General features: G+C 63.6%; 21 protein-coding genes. 9 read left to right on the forward strand and 12 right to left on the reverse strand.

Translation table 11 applies throughout. The annotated features are described in order from the left end of the window. Positions 1–4: 4 nt before the first annotated feature. Positions 5–2,038, reverse strand: coding sequence for an alpha/beta fold hydrolase (locus tag LZC95_44955; GenBank protein ID WXA93591.1), 2,034 nt, complete (start codon positions 2,036–2,038; stop codon positions 5–7). Between the two features lie 95 nt (positions 2,039–2,133). On the opposite strand from LZC95_44955, the gene LZC95_44960 reads away from it, so the two are divergent. Next, positions 2,134–2,703 (forward strand): ABATE domain-containing protein, encoded by a 570-nt coding sequence (locus LZC95_44960; protein WXA93592.1) that lies wholly within the window; start codon positions 2,134–2,136, stop codon positions 2,701–2,703. Positions 2,704–2,717: 14 nt separating this feature from the next. Here LZC95_44960 and LZC95_44965 read toward each other — a convergent pair whose 3' ends face one another. Together LZC95_44965 and lepB are read right to left on the reverse strand one after the other, a co-directional pair. Further along, a complete protein-coding gene (locus LZC95_44965; protein ID WXA93593.1) occupies positions 2,718–3,725 on the reverse strand; it encodes a hypothetical protein in 1,008 nt (335 codons plus the stop codon). 112 nt (positions 3,726–3,837) lie between these two features. Next, positions 3,838–4,887 carry a signal peptidase I gene (lepB, locus tag LZC95_44970; protein WXA93594.1) on the reverse strand — a complete coding sequence of 350 codons (1,050 nt, stop codon included), beginning with the start codon at positions 4,885–4,887 and terminating at the stop codon, positions 3,838–3,840. Positions 4,888–4,983: 96 nt separating this feature from the next. Here lepB and LZC95_44975 point away from each other — a divergent pair, with 96 nt between their 5' ends. Continuing rightward, a complete protein-coding gene (locus LZC95_44975; protein WXA93595.1) occupies positions 4,984–6,054 on the forward strand; it encodes a Gfo/Idh/MocA family oxidoreductase in 1,071 nt (356 codons plus the stop codon). On the opposite strand, the gene kduD is transcribed toward LZC95_44975, so the two are convergent. Beyond that, complete coding sequence (kduD, locus tag LZC95_44980) at positions 6,003–6,761, reverse strand: 2-dehydro-3-deoxy-D-gluconate 5-dehydrogenase KduD (GenBank protein ID WXA93596.1); 759 nt, start codon at positions 6,759–6,761, stop codon at positions 6,003–6,005. The two genes, LZC95_44975 and kduD, sit on opposite strands and share 52 nt — an antisense overlap. A gap of 8 nt (positions 6,762–6,769) precedes the next feature. Beyond that, positions 6,770–7,606 (reverse strand): 5-dehydro-4-deoxy-D-glucuronate isomerase, encoded by an 837-nt coding sequence (gene kduI, locus LZC95_44985; GenBank protein WXA93597.1) that lies wholly within the window; start codon positions 7,604–7,606, stop codon positions 6,770–6,772. A 61-nt stretch (positions 7,607–7,667) separates the two neighbouring features. Between kduI and LZC95_44990 the strand changes: the two genes are divergently transcribed. After that, complete coding sequence (locus LZC95_44990) at positions 7,668–9,242, forward strand: L-lactate permease (protein ID WXA93598.1); 1,575 nt, start codon at positions 7,668–7,670, stop codon at positions 9,240–9,242. Positions 9,243–9,454: 212 nt separating this feature from the next. Here LZC95_44990 and LZC95_44995 read toward each other — a convergent pair whose 3' ends face one another. The 3 genes from LZC95_44995 to LZC95_45005 form a co-directional block, all read right to left on the reverse strand. After that, complete coding sequence (locus LZC95_44995; protein ID WXA93599.1) at positions 9,455–9,811, reverse strand: four helix bundle protein; 357 nt, start codon at positions 9,809–9,811, stop codon at positions 9,455–9,457. Positions 9,812–9,961: 150 nt separating this feature from the next. Beyond that, positions 9,962–10,363 (reverse strand): hypothetical protein, encoded by a 402-nt coding sequence (locus LZC95_45000; protein WXA93600.1) that lies wholly within the window; start codon positions 10,361–10,363, stop codon positions 9,962–9,964. Between the two features lie 411 nt (positions 10,364–10,774). Continuing rightward, positions 10,775–10,993, reverse strand: a complete 219-nt coding sequence (locus LZC95_45005; GenBank protein WXA93601.1) for a hypothetical protein — start codon at positions 10,991–10,993, stop codon at positions 10,775–10,777. Between the two features lie 126 nt (positions 10,994–11,119). Here LZC95_45005 and LZC95_45010 point away from each other — a divergent pair, with 126 nt between their 5' ends. The 3 genes from LZC95_45010 to LZC95_45020 are packed head-to-tail and all read left to right on the forward strand — an operon-like array spanning position 11,120 to position 12,499. Continuing rightward, entirely contained in the window at positions 11,120–11,608 is a 489-nt protein-coding gene (locus LZC95_45010) for a hypothetical protein (protein ID WXA93602.1), read from the forward strand. Between the two features lie 16 nt (positions 11,609–11,624). Further along, the gene (locus LZC95_45015) at positions 11,625–12,032 is read left to right on the forward strand and encodes an HIT family protein (GenBank protein ID WXA93603.1); all 408 of its coding nucleotides are present in this window, start codon (positions 11,625–11,627) and stop codon (positions 12,030–12,032) included. A 32-nt stretch (positions 12,033–12,064) separates the two neighbouring features. Beyond that, the gene (locus tag LZC95_45020) at positions 12,065–12,499 is read left to right on the forward strand and encodes a universal stress protein (GenBank protein WXA93604.1); all 435 of its coding nucleotides are present in this window, start codon (positions 12,065–12,067) and stop codon (positions 12,497–12,499) included. Positions 12,500–12,521: 22 nt separating this feature from the next. Here the strand turns inward: LZC95_45020 and LZC95_45025 are convergent, their stop codons facing one another. Beyond that, positions 12,522–13,013, reverse strand: coding sequence for a hypothetical protein (locus LZC95_45025; GenBank protein ID WXA93605.1), 492 nt, complete (start codon positions 13,011–13,013; stop codon positions 12,522–12,524). A gap of 57 nt (positions 13,014–13,070) precedes the next feature. Beyond that, positions 13,071–13,517: a DUF6184 family natural product biosynthesis lipoprotein gene (locus LZC95_45030; protein WXA93606.1), complete on the reverse strand. Its 447-nt coding sequence runs from the start codon at positions 13,515–13,517 to the stop codon at positions 13,071–13,073. A gap of 119 nt (positions 13,518–13,636) precedes the next feature. Between LZC95_45030 and LZC95_45035 the strand changes: the two genes are divergently transcribed. The 3 genes from LZC95_45035 to LZC95_45045 are packed head-to-tail and all read left to right on the forward strand — an operon-like array spanning position 13,637 to position 17,142. Then, positions 13,637–15,652: a transketolase gene (locus LZC95_45035; GenBank protein WXA93607.1), complete on the forward strand. Its 2,016-nt coding sequence runs from the start codon at positions 13,637–13,639 to the stop codon at positions 15,650–15,652. Further along, positions 15,649–16,770, forward strand: coding sequence for a transaldolase (gene tal / locus LZC95_45040; protein ID WXA93608.1), 1,122 nt, complete (start codon positions 15,649–15,651; stop codon positions 16,768–16,770). The genes LZC95_45035 and tal overlap by 4 nt, the downstream gene beginning before the upstream one ends. A gap of 30 nt (positions 16,771–16,800) precedes the next feature. Continuing rightward, on the forward strand, positions 16,801–17,142 hold the full coding sequence (locus LZC95_45045; GenBank protein WXA93609.1) for a cupin domain-containing protein: 342 nt from the start codon (positions 16,801–16,803) through the stop codon (positions 17,140–17,142). Between the two features lie 105 nt (positions 17,143–17,247). Here the strand turns inward: LZC95_45045 and LZC95_45050 are convergent, their stop codons facing one another. Both LZC95_45050 and LZC95_45055 read right to left on the reverse strand, forming a co-directional pair. Beyond that, positions 17,248–17,535, reverse strand: coding sequence for a hypothetical protein (locus LZC95_45050; protein ID WXA93610.1), 288 nt, complete (start codon positions 17,533–17,535; stop codon positions 17,248–17,250). 41 nt (positions 17,536–17,576) lie between these two features. Beyond that, positions 17,577–19,382, reverse strand: a complete 1,806-nt coding sequence (locus tag LZC95_45055) for a CIA30 family protein (GenBank protein ID WXA93611.1) — start codon at positions 19,380–19,382, stop codon at positions 17,577–17,579. Positions 19,383–19,539 lie beyond the last annotated feature (157 nt).

Below are 19,539 nucleotides of genomic sequence, written 5' to 3' on the forward strand. Positions count from 1 at the left end.
GTGATCATCCACGCAGAGTTCGAAACGCGGCACGGAGCTCCGCGCTGAAAAGCGCGGGCTGTTCCCACGCCGCAAAGTGACCGCCCTCGTCCACCTCGTGAAAATAGGTAAGGGTCGGATAGGCGCGCTGCGCCCAGCTCTTTGGTGCACGGTAAACCTCGCCTGGAAATACCGTGACCGCCACCGGGATGGAGATCTCCGCCGTCTTCTGGGCCCCGGAACTAAAGGCGGCCGCCTTGTCCTCCCAGTAGATCCGCGCTGAAGGCGTTGCGGTATTCGTCAGCCAATAAAGCGAGAGGTCGTCGAGCACAGTCTGTTTCGTGAGGAGGCGTTGGGCCTCGGCGTCGTTGAAGTCATATACCCACGCCGCGAGGCCGACGGGCGAGTCCGTCAAGGCGTAGCCAATGGCTTGTGGATGGGTTGCCATCATCGTGTAGTAACCGAATCGCTTCGCGAAAACGCCACTGAGGGCATCGAAGGCGGCCTTCTCCTCGCCGGACAATCCGGGCGGCGCGGCCTGTCCGGCGACGACGGCTTCGAAGACATCCGCGGGGAAGGTTGCAGGAAGGTTCACGTGAATGCCCAAAAGGCCGGCCGCCTTCTGACGCGCCATCGCGGTGGTGATGGCGGACCCCCAGTCGCCGCCTTGGGCCACGTAGCGGGTGTATCCGATGCGTTTCATCAGCTCCGCCCAGGCTCGCGCAATGCGCTCGCAATCCCACCCGGTGTCCGTCGGCTTGCCCGAGAAGCCAAAGCCGGGAAGCGACGGGATGACCACGTCGAAAGCATCTTCCGCACGTCCACCGTGGGCGACGGGATCGGTGAGCGGATCGATGAGCCCCAATTGCTCGATGACCGAGCCGGGCCAGCCGTGGGTGACGAGCAAGGGCATGGCGTTCGGGTGACGAGAGCGGACAAGAATGAAGTGGATGTCGACTCCATCGATCCTCGTCATGAACTGCGGGAGTGAATTCAGCTTTGCTTCGATTTTGCGCCAGTCGTAATTCGTGGCCCACTCGCGCACGAGCTCCTGGACATGGGCCAGTTGGACACCCTGCGAGCGGTCGGCAACGGTTTCCTTGTCGGGCCAGCGCGTCGCACGCAAACGGCGACGAAGGTCGTCCAGGTCTTCCTGGGGAACATGGACCTGGAACGGACGGATCGCGGCATCGTCGAAAAACGCGCGGAGGCGCTGGAGCACTTCCGCGGGCTGCTCTTCGGCGAGAAAGTGCCCGCATTGGGGAATGGCTTCCCCGCGAATGTCGATGGCATAGTCACGCCAAATATCGACGACTGGCTCTTTTTGAAGGATGCCCTCCGCCCCCCACAACAGCAAGAGAGGCATCTTCAATCGAATGCCTGCCTTGGCCGACGCGTCGTCGTCGTCGAAGTCCGTGGGAAACGAGGCTCGGTAATCGGAGAACCCCGCGCGCAGCGCGCCAGGTGCCGAAAATGCGCGCACGTATTCGTCGATGGCCGATTGCGGAAGGCCGTGACGGTTGTGCGTCCATTTTTCGAAGAGGAATCCTAGATATCCTGCAACGTCATTTCCAACGAGGCGCTCGGGAAGCTCGGGCTGAAGGTGAAACCACCAATGCCAATACCCCGTCGTGGAGGCAAAATCGATCCGCCGCACCATTTCGCACGTCGGCAGAACGTCCATGATGACGAGGCGCTCGACTTGATCCGGCCGATCCAATGCCCAGCGATGCGCCACGCGCGCTCCGCGATCGTGGCTAACGACGATGGCGCGAGAAAAACCGAGCTTCTCGACGAGCGTCGCGACGTCCGCCGCCATGGTTCGCTTGTCGTAGCCGGACTCGGGCTTGTCCGTGCGCCCGTATCCGCGTAAATCGGGGGCAATGACGGTATGGGTGGTGGCAAGCTCCGGGATGAGGTATCGCCAGCAATGGCTCGTCTGCGGCCACCCGTGTAAAAGTACGATGAGCGGCCCGCTTCCCGCACGGAGGTAATGCATTCGCAACTCGTTGGACTTTCCGACAGATACGACATCCGCCGTGACCTCCACCTGACCCATGACGAACTCCTCGCGCTTGCCGGCCTCTATACTAACCGTATCATATGGTTATGATCTAGTAACGAACGCGAAGTGGACAAGGGCAGCGATCCGACATGCGAAAGAAATCCTCGAAAGATTGGAATTGGGACGGCGGGCGCCTCTCGCTCGATTTCATCAACACCGTGCGCGACCGAAAAACGGGAGATCGCGAGCTTTTGGTCGACCCTGCCGATCTTGCCGAATGGTTGGTGCAAACCAAGCTTCTCGATGCCGAGCCCGACGTCTCGATGCGCCAGCTCGCACGCGCGCAAGCCCTACGTGAAGCCATCGATCGACTCGCGGTCGGTTTCGGCGGCGGGAACATCGAAGCGGCAGACGTCGATCTGCTGAATGAGTGCGCGCGGGTCCGCCCATCGGCCCCCGAATTGATTCTAGGGCGTGGGGGAAGCCTCGAAGTGCGCTCCGCGCGCGAAAAGGATCCCGTGGGTGTGGCCCTCGGGAAAATTGCCGTCGATGCGATCGAGCTGCTCACGGCCCCGCGGGGCATGTTTCGCATATGTGCGGCGGACGACTGCGGATTACGCTTCGAAGATCGATCCCCGTCGCGCAACCGCCAATGGTGTTCGATGAAAGTGTGCGGCAACCGAGAGAAGGCGCGACTTCATTATCAACGCCAGAAATGAGTACGTCCAAGGCATCAACGTAGAATACGAAATACGCCAATGTCGTCGGCGAGGGCGCCTTGGCTCGGTGCGGTCTGATTCAGGGAAGCCTCGACGCCGACCCAACCGTGGAAGACGCCATTGTCGTCGACGACTTGGAGCAACGGTTTGACGTGCGAGTTGCCCGTGTAGCAGGTCTCGCCGCGAGCATCCGCCAATTGGATTCGCCAGTGCCACAACGTATCGCGTCGGTGGCCCGTGGGGGAATTGGCCGGTGCGACGTAATACTCGGTGCCGGTGGTGGCGCTTCCGGTGCGGGCGCCGAGGCAGGAGCCGCCGCTGCATTTCGACCAGCCGGTGACCCAGAACGGCGCGCCATCGCCGTGGTCGATGAACGGGGTGGAGCTCGTGTCGTTCGTCTTCCACAAGTCGAAGCGGTGAACCATTTGCGTATGGTCGACCCCCGCGATGGTCGCTGCGGATTTGCGCGCGCTCCAGGCGGCATTGCTTCCATTGCCGTAGCCGTGGGTGGCGCCGAAGTTGTTGCCCGCGAGCTCCACATTGGCCAGGGCACCGCCCGCCAAGGAACCGAGCGTCCAATCTTCCCATTGGCCGCCGCTCCAGGCGATGTGCAACTTGGTGCCGTTGACGCTGAAGGTTCCACTCAGCGTTTCCGACGCCCCGGTGGAGTCGTAGCCATTCGCCGTTTGCACGTTGCAGGCGCGTGCCACGCATCCGTTGGCAACGAAGCCCGTATATGTGCGGTTCACACGCTCGCTCTGCGACCAGTGCCAATGCCTTTCGGACACCTTGCCGTCGGCCGAAAAGGTATACATGCCGAGGCGCACCCAGTTCGTTCTCGAGCTGGTGCGCAATCCGCCAATGGCCATGGTGAAGTTCGTTTTCCCCAATGGCAATGCCGCCGCCTCCAGTGGAGACGGCGTCACCTGGACATCTTGGTCTTCATCGTGCGATTCGAGCCCCTCGTCCGCGGCACAAGCCAACAACGACGCGCCCAACAACGCCATCATGGTGAGTTTCATGCCGCTCCCACGAGCGAAGAGCGTACCAACGAGAACAATCACCATGGGCGCGCATTCCATGCCTGCGCGCGCCAGATCGTGTCACGCGCAGGTTGACTCGGCCCATGGGTCGTCAGCGATCCACGCGCGCCGGCGGCACGGTGCGATCAAAGGGAGGCGCTTCTTTCATGCACTTCTCGAACTGCGGTTCGAGCGCGTGCAACTGCGAGGGCAATGAGAGCGATCTCCCGTCCACGCTCCGACCGAACCCGCTCCAGTCCAGGCCCGACGCGTTGACGCTGAACCAAATCAACGTGGCCGGTGCATGCATAAGATCGCGCGGAACGCCACCCCCTTGTCCGGCAAACCACAAACGCGAGTCGTAGCTGTTGTGTCGATTGTCACCCATGACGAAAAACTCGCCCTGGGCGACCGCGTAGGGGCCTTGATATTCCACGGACTGATTCTGCAAATCGAACATCGTGAGAAAGGCTTTCCCCTCGAGGAACTCGACCTCGATTTGGTACGGCCGTGGAGCCTCACCCTCGAGCCCCCTCCGAAGCGTCGCCGTACCCAACACGCAATGCGGAACCTCCCAGCCATTGATCCACGGGTGCCCTTGCTTGGCCTCGACCCTGTCGCCACCACGCCCGATGACCCGTTTGGCAAAGTCCTGTTCCGGCTTCTCGGGAAATGCAAATATCGCGACCTCTCCCCGAACGGGCTCCCGAATGCGGTAGGTCAATTTATTGGCAAAGATATGATCCTCGACGAAGAGCGTCGGTATCATCGCCCCCGAGGGAATCTTGAAGGCCTCGAGAACGAACGTGCGCGTGAGGATCGCCAAGGCGAATCCCAGCACGGCCAACCCCATGCCTTGAAGGACTACGCGCCCCCACGAGAGGTAAACGAATTGCTCCTCCGGAATCAGCAGGGTATCGACGGCAAGCACGAGTCGATACAACGCGAGCGTCAGCACCGCGAGCAGCACCCCCGCGATGGTCAACGGACCGGCAATGGCCAACACCCCCGCCGCGAGGCACAGGCATCCAAAACCAACCCCCAAAAGCCAAAGCCCCCGGCGCGTTTGCCCCAAGTAAGCATGGCCCGCCCCTATGAAGATGAAAGACAAAATGAACGCCAGCACCCGACTCCGAGGCTCCCGCTCCCGATTGCGATCCATGGTGAATGCGCAGTCTAGCGGCCCGTTCGGGGTGCTGTCATTTGATGTCAGCCCACGTCCCTAGCGCAGGCGGCACGGCCGCGGCAGGCTCGGACGATGCACAGTTCGTCCGGAAGCTCGAATCGGGGGGCGCTCATCGTCGGGGCGGGGGCCGCGGGGCTGCTCCATGGCCTCTCGTTTCGTGCGCATGGGGTCCCAGTGTTGGCGGTCTACGATCCCGATCGCGACAAGGCGCGGCGGTTCGCGGAGCTCGTGGGGGGGCCGCGCGTGCTGGATGATTTGGCCGGCATCGACCAGAATTCCGACATCGGGTGCGTCAGCATTTGCAGCCCGCCGCTCGTCCACGTCGAGCAAGCGGAGCGCTGCGCCGGCCCCGATCGGCTTCTCTTCGTCGAAAAGCCCGTGGCCATGACTCGTGACGAAATGCTTCGCTTGGAGAAGCTGCCCTTCGCGGTGCCCATCGTCCAATGGCGCGCGGGCCGTGCCATTCGCACCGTGCGGCGCGCGATCGCCGAAGGCCTCCTCGGCCCCACGCCCAGCGTCGCCATCGATCTCGCATGGCACCGCGATGCGCGTTACTTCTCCGAGGGACGCGACCGCTATGATCTATGGGGCTGCGGCGCGCTGCTCTCCGTGGGTATCCATGCGCTCGACGCCGTGTGCTTCGCGCTCGATCGCCCCATCGCCGAAGTGCACGGCACGCTCGGCTACGCCACGGGCATCGAGGTCGAAACACGCGCGGCCTTGGACATCGCCTTTCGCGGCGGCGCACTCGCCAGCCTGCGCATCACCTTCGACGCGGGCATGGACCAGACGCGCCTCACCTTCTGCGGCGCCGGCGTCACGGCCACCATCGCGGGAAGCGAGGCCGATCCCACCGCCAACCCCGTCGAGTTCATCGCCGCCGATCCCGCCAAGCTCCGCGTGCTGCAAGCCCTCGAGGACAAGGTCGACGGGGTGGGCCAAAGCCCACTCCTCGTCCCGTTCATCGGTCGCGCCCTCGAATCATTCCGCCAGGGCATGATGCCCGGCGCATCGTCGCACTTCCCATCGGTACGCGACGTCGCCATCGCCCACGCGGCCATCTTCCGCGTGTACGAGGGCGAGACTCGGACTCAGCGCGCCATCCACCCGCCGTCGACGGCGAGCACGTGCCCCGTGACATAGTCCGACGCGGACGACGATAGGAACACGGCCGCACCCACCAGGTCCTCGGGATTGCCCCAACGCCCCGCCGGAATGCGCGCCCGAATCGCCGGCTCGCGCTCGGGATCGGCCTGCAATGCCGTCGTGTTGTTCGTGCGAATGTAACCCGGCGCAATCGCATTGACCTGAATGTTGCGCGGTGCCCATTCGTTGGCCAGCGCCTTGGTCAGGCCGGCCACGGCGTGCTTGCTCGCGGCATACGCGGGGACGCGAATACCGCCTTGAAAGCTGAGGAGCGAGGCAATGTTCACGATTTTGCCGGCGCCTCGCTCGAGCATCGGACGGCCCACGGCCTGGCAAAGCACGAAGGTGGAGTCGAGGTTCACGTTCATCACGCGCCGCCAATCGGAAAGAGAGCTCACGGCCGCATCGGCGCGATGGATGATGCCCGCATTGTTCACCAGCACGTCGATCTTGCGCCGCTCGAGAAGCGGGCGAAGCGCAGGCTCGATGGCCTCGGGGTTGGTCAGATCCACCACGACCTGCTCGGCCTTGGCGCCCGCGGCTTCCACCTCGGCCTGCGTTTCATCGAGGTTCGATTCGCGGCCGAGCAGCACCACATCGGCCCCGGCTTGCGCGAGCCCCACGGCGATGGCGCGACCGATTCCCGTTCGCGCCCCCGTCACCAACGCCGTGCGCCCACGCAGTGAAAATAGATTCATCGTCATCTCCAGAGTCAGCGTAATTCCGTCACCGCGACGGGATCCATGTCATCGAAAGCCTGGTTTTCACCGCCCATGGCCCACACGAACGAGTACGCGTGCGTGCCCGCGCCACAGTGGATCGACCAGCTCGGCGAGATCACCGCCTGCTCGTTGGCGACAACCAGGTTGCGCGTCTCTTTGGGCTCGCCGAGAAGGTGAATCACCCGCTCCTCGGGCGGCAAATCGAAATAGAGGTAGCACTCCGTGCGCCGGTCGTGCGTGTGCGGGGCCATCGTGTTCCACACGCTGCCCTCCGACAGGGTGGTGATGCCCAGCACGAGTTGGCTCGAACGAATGCCATCCATATGGATGAATTTGCGGATGGTGCGCTCGTTCGCGCCGGCCTTCGAGCCGATGCGCGCCACCTTCGCCTCTTCGTAGCGGGCCACCGCGGAGGGGAAGTTCGCGTGCGACGACGTCGAAAACAGGTAAAAATGCGTACGTTCCGCGTCGGCATGGAACTCGATGCGTTCCGTCCCGCGGCCAATGTAGAGGCAATCGCGGTGCCCCAACGTGTATTCGTAGCCGTCACCCTGCACGCGTCCCTTGCCGCTCACCACGACGATGGCAAGTTCGCGCCGCTCGCAGAAGTACTTCGAGCGCAGTGGATCCTCCGCCGCGAGCCGCAGCGGCTTGCCGGGCAGCGGCGCCGCGCCCCCGAGCACCGCCCGGTCGGCGTGGCTGTAGACAGTGCGAATTTCCCCAGCCTGAAACAGGTTTTCGACGAGATAATGCCCGCGCAGCTGCGCTGTGTCGAAGCTGGCCAGTTGGCTGGGGTGCGTATTGTGTCGGACCTCCATGAGGAACATGAAACTATGTTTTGCTCGACACAGTAAGGGAAATTTCTTAAGAAATCACGGGAGGTAACCGGTGTACCAACAGGTCCTCGATCCTACGGGATCGCTCACATTGTCCGCGTCATTGGCACTCGTACCGCTGCTGGCGGTATTGATCCTGCTGGGTGGCTTTCGCTGGAAAGCGCACTGGGCCGGACTGGTGGCATTGGCGCTGGCGCTGCTCGTCGCCATGTTTGGCTACCGCATGCCGGTCAGCACCGCGCTTCATGCGGGGCTCTTCGGCGTCGCGCAGAGCGTGCTTCTCGTACTCTGGATCACGTTCAACGCGATCTGGATTTACAACCTGACGGTGCATAGCGGGCACTTCGCCGTGCTGCGTCGTGCCTTCAGCTCGGTTAGCGATGACACCAGAGTGCAAGGCATCGTCATCGCATTCTGCTTTGGCGCGCTGCTGGAAGCGCTCGCCGGCGGCGGCGGACCCGTGGCCATCTGTTCCGTGATGCTCATCGCGCTGGGCGTCGACCCCATGAAGGCCGCCGCCTTGTCCCTTGTCGCCGACACCGCCCCCGTCGCCTTCGGCGGCTTGGGCAATCCCGTGACCGCGTTGGGCGTCATCACCGGCCTCCCCGTGGACGAATTCGGAAAGATGGCCGGCCGCCAAGTCTCGATTTTGGCCGCCCTCGTTCCCTTCGTCTTGGTCTACATCGCCGACGGCAAACGCGGCCTACGCGAAGCCTGGCCCGCCGCCTTGGTCGCCGGCGCGAGCTTCGGCATCACGCAATTCGTGGTGTCGAATTACCTCTCGTACAAATTGTGCGACATCATCGCCGCCATCGTCTCGGCAGGCGCCGTCCTGGCACTCCTGCAAGTGTGGCAGCCCGCAGGCGCCACCCCGCGCAAACGCGACGACGAGCGCAGCGCAGTTCTCGCCTCCTTCGCCCCCTACGCCATCGTGGTGGTGGTGTTCTCGATTGCGCAAATCGAATCGGTGAAGACATTCCTCAAGAAGGGCTCATGGCAAACCGCCTGGCCCGGCCTCTCCATCGTGAGCCCCGCCGGCAAGCCCGTCGCCACCACCTACGTCTTCGGCATCGCCTCCGCCACGGGCACCTTGCTCATGCTCGCGGGCATCCTGTCCCTCTTCGTATTGCGCATCAAACCGACGACCGCCATTCGCATCTACGCACAGACCATCCGCCAATTCGGCTGGGCCATCCTGGCCATCGTCGCCGTCTTCGGCCTCTCCTACGTCATGAACCTCTCCGGCCAAATCGCCACCTTGGGCTCATGGCTCGCAGGCGCCGGCTCGTTCTTCGCCTTCTTGTCTCCCGTGGTGGGCTGGTTCGGCGTAACCATCACCGGCACCGACGTAGGCTCCAACACCCTCCTCGGCGGCTCCCAAATGGCCGCCGCCCACGCATTGGGCGCCTCGCCGATTCTCTTCGGCGCCGCCAACGGCTCCGGCGGCGTCATGGCCAAAATGATCTCGCCGCAAAACCTCGCCGTCGGCACCGCCGCCGTCGGCCTCGTAGGCAAAGAGGGCGAACTTTTCCGCCGCGTCTTCGGCTGGAGCATCCTGCTCCTCTTCTTCATGTGCATCCTAGTCTACCTGCAAGCCACCCCCATCCTCGGCTGGATGGTCCCCTAGAATCCGAATCCGAATCCGAATCCGAATCCGAATCCGAATCCGAATCCGAATCCGAATCCGAATCCGAATCCGAATCCGAATCCGAATCCGAATCCGAATCCGAATCCGAATCCGAATCTGAATCTGAATCTGAATCTGAATCTGAATCTGAATCTGAATCTGAATCGAACGACGAGAGCTGGACACGTGGTCCGGCTCCCGTCGCGTGCGTGCTACCTTGCGGCGCCGAGGCGGTGCAGCATGGCGGCGATGCCGTCGAGCAATTGCTCGCCAGCTTCAACCTCGCGGGCGTTGACGTAGCCCCAGGCGACCGCGACGCGCAACGCCGCGCGTGATTCGCTGTTGGAGCCGGCGGCGGTGGAGAACCGCGCGATGCGATTTCCACCTTGGCTGCAGTTGCCTTCGGCCACATTCAGCGCGATGGAGCTGAGGGCCCGTCGAAGCTGCTCGCCCAAGTCGCGGTCGCACGCCCGGATACGTGCAACCGTAGGCCGAAGAAGCTCGATAGCGCGAAGCGCACAGTCGAGGAGATGAAAGTCATAGGTGCGGAGGGTCGGTTTTGCTTGCATGCCCCCCTCCAGCGAAAGAAGCGTGACAGCGCCTAGCTCTCGAACGCCGACAAGGCCGGGCGCTGGCGCGCTTCTTTCGCGCCCGGGCAGGCAAGCAAAACCGACCCTCCGCAACGAATTTCGACCGAGCCCCGATTCGCACCCAACGATTCAGAACTTCGCCGGCGCAGCCGAAGCAGCGGGGCTCTGGCGCTTGCGAACGACCGCATAGTCGATGCTGGTTCCATGACTGCCAAAGGCACCCTCGCCGACGGCAGACAACATGATGGCCACGCCCTCACCCCCCATGCGGCAGGCCCGCGGCCGAACCTTTTCGCGGTACTTCGGCTCGAGCGGATCGCGAACGCCTTCCTCCTGCAGCACCACATGCCCCAGTATTTCGTACTTCGCGCCCGGAGCCGCCGGGCTCACGTCCTCCATCTTCAACTGGAGAAAGTCCAGTTCGCAGTTGGCCTCTTTGGGAGGGGCCGCGATCATGTGAACCTCGGAAACGGTGGGACCGCAGGCGACAAGCACGAGGGAACTGAACACCAGAAAGGACGAAATGCGCATGCGGCCTCATACGCCAACCCCGGCCATTTCTTCCTTCTTCCCGACCCATAGGGCTGTCCCTTGGCGCGAACCGCTAACGCGAGTCCTATCCGGCGACGCGATCGCTCCGGGGGGAGGGGGTCTACCGTGCATTCGCGATTCGCGAATCGCGAATCGCAAATCCATGGCCCCCCTCCGACGTCGCCGTCGCCGTCGGCGCTTTTCAATGCGCTCCGGGGGGCCCGCCCCTGCGGGCGCGGAATGCCATGCGGCGTGGGGGCCGCGTTGCAACGCGGGGAAGCATGGCATGAGCACCCGCTTTGGGGCGGGCAGCAGCGCGAAATGGGCCCAGTGAGAGCATCGGAGAGCGCTGCCGGGTGGGGCAGCCTCTCTTCTTCTTCTCCCTCTCCCTTGGACCACTCGACCTCGACTCTAGTCGTCGATCACGGTGGACGAGCCCGGGGCGTGCCGGGATTCGTCGTGGGCGAAGGCGAGCGCGGCGTCGACGCTCGTGAACAGTCCGCCGAAGCTGCCGCTTTCCTCGGACAAACTCCATGCCCCGGCGAAGCGGCGAAGGTGAAAGTGCAGCGGCGGGGCGGCGACGCGGACGACTTGAACCATGCGATGCGAGAGGCTCGATTGTGGACTCATTGCGAACCTTAGTGTTGGAGCGGCCGCATAAAGACGCCGCAAAAACGCTGGCACGCCCGTGGCAAGGCATCTCAATGGAATCTTTATCTCGAATCACCCACGCTGAATGCCGTGAAGGAGAAACGAATGCCTCCACCCCCAGACCGCATGATCTCGGCCATTGAAACCGTTCTCGCATCGGAAGACGATGCCATCGCGGCGTACAAAGCTGCTGTGCTTCGAGCAACGGCCATTCCGGACATTCGCCGCTGCGGCGAACTTCTACGAGGGTGCGAACGTGCCGCACGCGAACTCGTCCGGGTGCACGCGCGCCTGCTCGCCAAGCAAGGGACGTGGGGCCGGCCATGGCGGGGCGGCAAGCCCAAGACCGCGCTGCGCATCGGCGCGCTCGTCGACGACGAGGAGACGATGTTCCAGTTGCTCGCGACGGCCGAGGCCAGCCTCGAGGAAAGGATCCACGCCGTCCTCGAAGAAGGGGCGCTCCCGCGCGATATCCAGGCGCTGCTCGAGAGAATCGCGGCCGACACCGTTCAGCGGCGCGCTTGGCTGTCCGAGCGGACCGCGGGAATCCATGCCCCGGTGACGAACGGAGCTCGCATCGCCGCGCGCGGTTAGTTAGCCTCGTCGCTGCATGGCCTGCATCTTCTGCGACATCGCCAGCGGCAAGCTCCCGGCATCCCTCGTGTACGAGCGCGATGACTTTCTCGCGTTCCTCGACAAGAAGCCGCTCTTTCGTGGCCACGTGCTGCTCGTTCCGCGCACGCACGTGGCCACCATGACGGACTTGCCGAGCGAGCTCGCGGCGAAAATATTCCCTGTCGCGCAAGCCATCGCGCGTGCCGTGGAATCGGCCATGGAGGCCGAGGGAAGCTTCGTCGCGATCAACAACCGCGTCAGCCAGAGCGTTCCCCACCTGCACATGCACATCGTTCCGCGGCGAAAAGGGGACGGCCTGAAAGGCTTTTTCTGGCCACGCACCAAGTACGCGTCCGGTCAAGAAATGGATGACGTCGCCGCCCGCATCCGCGAACGGATCTAGACGCGCGCCTGCAATTTGCAGACGCTACAGCCATGAGCACCTTCCAACGCATCCTCATGGCCACCGACCTGGACGAAGCTTCCGAGGCGGCCGCCCACCGGGCCATTTCCCTCGCGCGCCATCTGAAAGCGGAGCTCGCGTTCGTGCACGTGTTCGCCCCGCCCGCCACGATCTACAGCGCATATCCCGATTTCACGGCGGTCTTACCCGTCGAAGAATTGAAAACGGCCGCGCAGCGCGCGCTCGATGCGTGGCTCACCCGCATCGAGGCACCGTCGCAGGCCAAGCGGCTCCTTCATCCTGGGGAGCCCGCGCCGACGATCCTCGATGCGGCAGAAGCCTACGTTGCAGATCTCATCGTCGTGGGCACGCACGGCCGCCGCGGCGTGTCGCGCGTGCTGATCGGAAGCACGGCCGAAAAGCTGGTGAGGCTCTCCCCCGTCCCCGTACTCACCGTGCGCGAATGACATCGCGCCGCGGCTAACCTGGCTAGTGCGCGGGCAATACCATTTTGAGCCGCTGGTACGGTAAGAACCCGACGGCCACGGCCACGGCGAAGATCACGTGCTCCACGATGGCCATTCCCACCGGCACGCTGGCAGCGATCTGCTGCAAGCCCACCATGGGCAACACCACGTAATACATTCCGACCCAGACGATGAATCCCCAGAGCACGCTCGAGACGAGCGTGGCTCCGCGACTGAGCCCGTACACCAACATCGCAAACGGAATGGCCCACGCGATGGATACCGCCATATGTGAAAGCACGCCCACGATTACGGCCGTCGAATCGAAGCCAGGTTGCATGGCGCGCTCTCCCAAAAACGGTGCGCCGGCCCCTTTGAAGGCAGCCCAGAAATCGCGCCCCTCGAGCACGTTGGCCACGACGCCGAACAAAGCGACGACGATGCCGCCAAATACCCCGGCCGCTACACCCCCTTTGAAAATACGATTCCAATCTTCCTTGTCACGCGGAACCATTCGATACCTCTTCTTCTCTCACCGCGTAGCGGTATGTAACCCTGTGGCGAAATTGCCTTAGTACCTCGGTGGCTTCATCGGCGCCCGATCACGCGAGCACAATGCCGATGTGTTGCACGCCGCGAGACGCTCCAGCGTATCGAGTGGATTGCTGCACGATTCGGCGTGAATCTCGGCCAAGCAGCTGTCGAGGGCCTTGCGATCGACACCGCCCGAGCACTTCGAGGCGTTCAAGTCGCCCTCGGCCTTGCCGCGCATTTCCGTGAGGCAGCTTTCACGCGTGGGATGATCGCGGCCTTCACCCAATTTGTTGCACGTTGCTTCGCGATCGCAGCGCGCCAGCGCGACACTCGCGACCGCCGCGGCATTGTCGAGTGCGGGCCCAGCGACGGCCGCACCCGTCGTATTCGTTTCCGAAGTGGGAACGTCGCGCCGATCGCACCCCGTCGCGACGAGAAACGACGCCGCAAGTGCAAGGGCAACCAAACTGATTCGTGCGTTCATGGTGCCTCCCATGGCCGCCCGAAGCTGCATCAGGGATGCCCAATGAAAAATCGCGTATTTCGCGGCAAATCATTGCCGCACGCAATTTGCCTATACCGATCGGCAAGGAGCGAAACCCCATGATGGCAAACACATCCGAGCTCGCGCAGCAGCTTCGCGTCGATAGCCTCCGCTGCTCGACGGCGGCTGGCTCCGGTCACCCCACGTCGAGCCTGTCGGCCGCCGACCTCATGGCCGTACTGCTCGAGCATGCTTTACGCTGGGATTTGCGGCACCCCGACAATCCCAACAACGATCATCTCATTTTCTCCAAAGGCCACGCGTCACCGCTTTTGTACGCGATGCTCAAGGCCGCGGGGGTCATCACCGATGCGGAGTTGCTCTCGTATCGGCGATTTCGAAGTCCGCTGCAAGGCCACCCCGTACCGACTTTGCCGGGGGTGGAGGTGGCCACCGGATCGCTCGGGCAGGGATTGCCCATTGGCGTGGGCATGGCCCTTTCGGGGAAATATCTGGAAAAGCGGCCTTACCGCGTTTGGGTTCTGCTCGGGGACAGCGAAATGTCCGAAGGTTCCATTTGGGAAGCGCTGGACCACGCGCGCCATTTCAAATTGGGCAACCTCATTGGCATTCTGGATATGAATCGCCTCGGCCAGCGCGGAGAGACACCGCTCGGATGGAATGGCAGAGTCTATGCACAACGGGCGCGCGCCTTCGGGTGGAATGCGTACGAGATCGACGGGCACGATCCGGCGGCCATCGCGCAAGCCTACCAAGAGGCGATTGGCGAGGCGGAGGCGCCGACGTTGATCGTGGCGCGCACCGTCAAGGGAAAGGGCGTCTCGCTGGTAGAGAACAAGGACGGTTGGCACGGAAAGGCGCTCGACGAGAAACAATGCGCCGAGGCCATCGCCGAATTGGGTGGCGAGCGCCATCTCACGGTCCGCGTACGCGCGCCCGATCCCGATCAGCCGAGCAAGCCCGCGGTGTACCCTGCGGATTTGCCGACGTACGAGCGCGGTACGCAAGTGGCCACGCGCAAAGCATACGGCGATGCGCTGGAGGCTCTCGGGGGCGCGCGCAGCGACATCGTGGTGCTCGACGGAGAGGTGGGCAATTCGACGTACGCGGAGGAATTCGCCAAAGCCTACCCCGGCCGGTATTTCGAAATGTTCATTTCCGAGCAGCAAATGGTCGCAGCGGCCGTCGGCTTGAGTGCGCGGCACCATGCCCCCTTCGCCTCGTCGTTCGCGGCATTCCTTACGCGCGCGTACGACTTCATCCGCATGGCCGCGGCCTCGCGGGCGAACATCCGCCTCTGCGGCTCGCATGCGGGCGTCTCCATTGGAGAGGACGGCCCGTCGCAGATGGGGCTCGAGGATCTGGCGATGATGCGCGCGGTGCGTGGAAGCACGGTGCTCTATCCCTGCTGCGCGAATCAAACGGCGCGGCTGGTGGAGTCGATGACCAATCGCCGGGGCGTCGTCTATTTGCGCACCACGCGGGAGAAAACGCCGGTGCTCTACGATGACAAGGAGGCGTTTCCCATCGGCGGAAGCAAGGTGCTGCGGCTGTCGACCGCCGATCGCGCGGTGATCATCGCGGCCGGCATCACCGTTCACGAAGCGCTGAAGGCGCACGAGCGGCTTTTGGAACAGGGCATCCGCACGCGCGTCATCGACGCGTACAGCGTCAAGCCCATCGACGCAGCCGGCATCCGCACGGCCGTGGAAGCCACGGGTGGCACCGTGGTGGTCGTCGAGGACCATTGGTCCGAGGGCGGTCTGGGCGATGCCGTGCTCGAATGCTTGAACGGCGAGCGGCCGCTCATGACGCGGGTGGTGCGGCTCGCGGTGAAGACGATGCCCGGATCGGGCAAGCCTGCGGAACTACTGCATGCCGCGGGCATCGACGCCGACGCGATCGCCGCTGCCGTGCGAGGCTTGTTGCCCCGCAAGAAGACCCGAAATTGCTACATCTGTGGCAACCCCGCCGTGTGGCGCATCGCCGTGGCGGGCGAGGACGAATCGGCCACCCACGAGAATGCGTGCGAGACGCACGCGGGCGGGCACCTACGCATCGGGCGGCTCGCCGCCTCTCCCGCGAACCAACGGAACGGAGGAGTTAGACCATGAATGCGAATCCTATTCAGCGGTTGTACGAGCTCGGGCAGAGCGCCTGGCTCGACTTCATCTCGCGCGATCTGTTGACGTCGGGCGAGCTGCGCCGGCTCGTGCAACGCGATGGGCTGCGCGGGGTGACGTCGAACCCGACCATTTTTCAAAAAGCCATCGCGGGCTCGGCCGATTACGACGCATTCATCGATGGAGCCCACCCGTCGGAGGCCGATGCCGCCGTTCTCGAGCGCATCATGGTGCGCGATCTCCAGCTCGCCTGCGACGAGCTTTTCCCTATCTACGAGCGAACCGGGGGCACCGATGGCTTTGCCTCCATCGAGGTCTCGCCCGTATTGGCGCATGAGACGGTGGGCTCCATCGATCAGGCGCAGCGGTTGTGGACCGCGGTGGGGCGACCAAATCTCATGGTGAAGATCCCTGCCACGCGCGAGGGGCTGCCGGCGATCGAGCAGTGCCTGGTGGAAGGGATCAACATCAATGTGACCTTGCTCTTCGGGGTGCCTCGGTACCTCGAGGTCGTCAAAGCGTACCTTCGCGCGCTGGAGACGCGCGCGGCGCAGAATCGCGCCATCGACCGCGTGGCGTCGGTGGCGAGCTTCTTCGTCTCGCGTGTCGATACCAAGGTGGACAAGATTCTCGACATGCTCGCGCCATCCGCGGCCGCCGAGCGCGGGAAGAGCTTGCGCGGGAAGATTGCCATTGCCAATGCGAAGGTTGCCTATGCCGAATTCGAGCGCATTGCCGCGAGCGACCGCTGGCACGAGCTTGCCGCGAAGGGTGCGCGGCCGCAGCGCCTTCTCTGGGGTTCGTCGTCGTCGAAGGATCCGGCTTATCCCGATACGTATTACGTCGAAGCGCTGGCGGGTCCCCGCACGGTGAATACCATGCCGCTGGAAACGTTCCGCGCGTACCTCGATCATGGCAGACCGGAAATACGGATCATCCGTGATCGGGACCTCGCCTTCGAGCAGATCGCGGAGCTCGTCAATTTGGGAATCGATTTCGACGCCATCGTGCAAACCCTGGAGGACGAGGGCGTGGCATCGTTCATCGAGTCGTACGACAAAGCCGTTCACAGCATCTCGGGCAAACGCCGACAACGCCGCAGCGCCTGAGGGTGCGCCGATTGCATGAGGTGACCCGCCATGAACACCACCGTCATCAAGATCGATTCGTCGCGTTCGCCAAAGAACAAGGATGGGCAGAAGTACCTCGCCTCCGGTGTGCGCATCGGAATGCGACTCTGGGACGAGGAGCCCAACACCTCCGCAGAGAGCGTCCGCGAGTACGAAGTCGTCGGCTACGTCCTGAAGGGCCGCGCGGAGCTCCACATCGAGGGCCAAATGGTAACTCTCTCCCCCGGCGACTCCTACGTCGTCCCCCGCGGTGCACGCCACCATTACAAAATACTGGAAGCCTTCAGCGCCGTGGAAGCAACGTCCCCGCCGTCCCACGTCCACGGCCGCGACGAACCGCGCGCCCGGTAAATCGTTCATTTGATTGAGCGGGAGGTTTTTTGAATTTCAATATAGCCGTTGCGCTCATTGAAATCTGACAGCCCTCCCGCTCTCCTGCGGCATCCGTTACGCCATCTAGCCCTTCGACTGCTCCCCGAGCCTGCGTAGCAGTGCCGCCGTCCAGACGAGTGCATAGTTCACGGGTTCCGACCGACCATCCGCGATCTTTTCTATCTCGGCCCAGTCATCGGAGAGCTGTCCAATCGTCAATTCCGTAGGCTTCTCATAGGCGTCGTATATTTTTTCAGCGGGAATGCTCCAATAGAAGTCCACGGGTATCTCTACGACGCCGTGCCCCGTTTCCTCCAAATGCTCCAAAAGCTTCCCGATAGCCGTTCGCAATTTCGAGACTTCAACTTTCATCGAAAAAGCCTTTCGCGTTCACGGATTTCGTGGCCGCGCAATCAATAGATCTCGACGTCGTCGATGGCGAGGTCGAAGGTTCCGGGGGCGGTGCCGCCGATGAAGATGGCGGTGACGTCGCTGCCATCGGTGCCTTCGAATTTGCTCCATGGAATCGTCACCCGGGTGAACTTGGCGCCCGCCGTGAATGTCTGTTCCAGAGGGGCAAAGCCGTGGCGCTGTGTGAACAGCAGGACCGAGAAGCCTTTGCCGCTGCCACGCACCCGAAAGGCGAGCCCCTTCGTCTTCGAGACATCGACGGGTTCGAACCGGCGGCCGCCCGGAGTGAGCAAGGCCCCCGCCCATGTGGCGGCTGCGTTGCCCGCCGCGACCTGTCCACGTAGTCGAAGGGCCCCTTTTTCCACGTTCAGGACGACGGTCGAGTTTCCGCCGAATTTCTTGTCGCTGCTCTCGACCCACGGCTGTCCGAACCGGGTGGCGAGCGTGCCGCTTTCGAAATCGCTGACCGGTCCCGCCGCTGCGATCGGGGCCGCCGATGCGGTGGAGAGGGCGGTGGCTACCTTGGCGCGCACGGCATCGCGATCCAGGCGCGCGCCGGCGTGCCACACTCCGACGATCCGGCGCGTTGCAAGGATGTCCGCGGTCGGATCGCCATCGACCAAAAGAAGATCGGCACGAAGCCCGGGCGCGATGCGGCCGCGATCGGAGAGCGCGAAGGAGCGCGCGGGCGCCGACGTCGCCGCCTCGAGGGCTTGGGAGGGCGTCAGCCCCGCGCTCACCAAAAGCGCGAGCTCGTCGTGCATGCTGACACCGTAAGCGGTGCCCGGGTTCGGGGCGTCGGTGCCGGCTAGGATGGGCACCCCCGCAGCCTCGAGCTGCTTGACGGCAGCCATGCCTGCTGCTCCGCCGGCCGGCCCGATGCCGTGCAAGGGAAAGCTCGCCTGAAGCTGCCGGCGTGCTGCGGGCATCAGATAAGGCGCGAGCGCCTCGTCCTTTTCGAGCGTGCTCTTGCGACCATAGACGCTGCTCATGACCGCCAACGTCGGGGTTACGAACGCCTTGTGTTTTGCTGCCTCGGCAGCGAATCCTTCGGGCGGCATCCGATCCGCGAAGATGTGCTCCACGCCGTCGGCTCCCGCCGCCAAGACGGCCTTCGTGGTCTCCAGCGAGTGCACGTGCACCACCGCCATTTTTCCACGGGCGTGCGCCGCCTTGACCAACGCGACGACCGTGTCGTTGGACAAGGTGGGCGTCCGACGACCAACGGCACTGCCATCGTCGAGGACGATCTTGATGTAGTCCGAGCCTTCGGCGATCCGAGCATCGACGAAATCTTGCGCCTGATCCGGTCGATCCAAGGTGGGGATCTCGAAGCCGTACTCGGTGCCGTGGCCGCCCGGCGCGGTCGCCAGAATGCCGGCCGAACGAATTTCGGCGCGATCGGGCCGTGGGCTGCGCAGCTCTTTGATCGCATCGGGAATCGCGAACATATCGAGCACGGTGGTGACGCCGAAGGCCAGGGATTGCTCGAGCTGTGAGCTATCGAAGACGTGCACGTGCGCGTCAATCAAACCTGGAAGCAAGGTCTTGCCCGCGCCATCGACCACCTCCGCACCGGGCGGCGCAGAGAGGTTTTCCCCGATGGCCACGATGCGCTCCCCATCGACGAGCACCGTCGCTCGCGACGTCACGACTTTCTGGCCGTCGAAGACACGCACATCCCGAATCGCCAACGTGGCGTGTTGCGGTGGCGCGATCGGTGCGGGGGGTTGCGTTTGCACCTGCGTTTGGCCGGTGCAGGCGCAGAGAACGAATGGAAGAAGAGCAAGAAGGAAGGGGGCTCGCATGGTTGCCGTGATAGTGGGGCCGCCGATCGGCCCGCACAAGGAGTCTGGTTGGCACGGCCGTAAGCGAAGCGAAGTCGAGCGCGATGCCAAGGGGGGTCGCCATGGATTTGCGATTCGCGATTCGCGAATCGCGAATCCCCCCTTCACCCTCGGGTCG

The sequence above is a fragment of the Sorangiineae bacterium MSr12523 genome, from assembly GCA_037157775.1.
In the GTDB taxonomy this organism is placed as follows: Bacteria; Myxococcota_A; Polyangia; order Polyangiales; family Polyangiaceae; genus Pendulispora; species Pendulispora brunnea.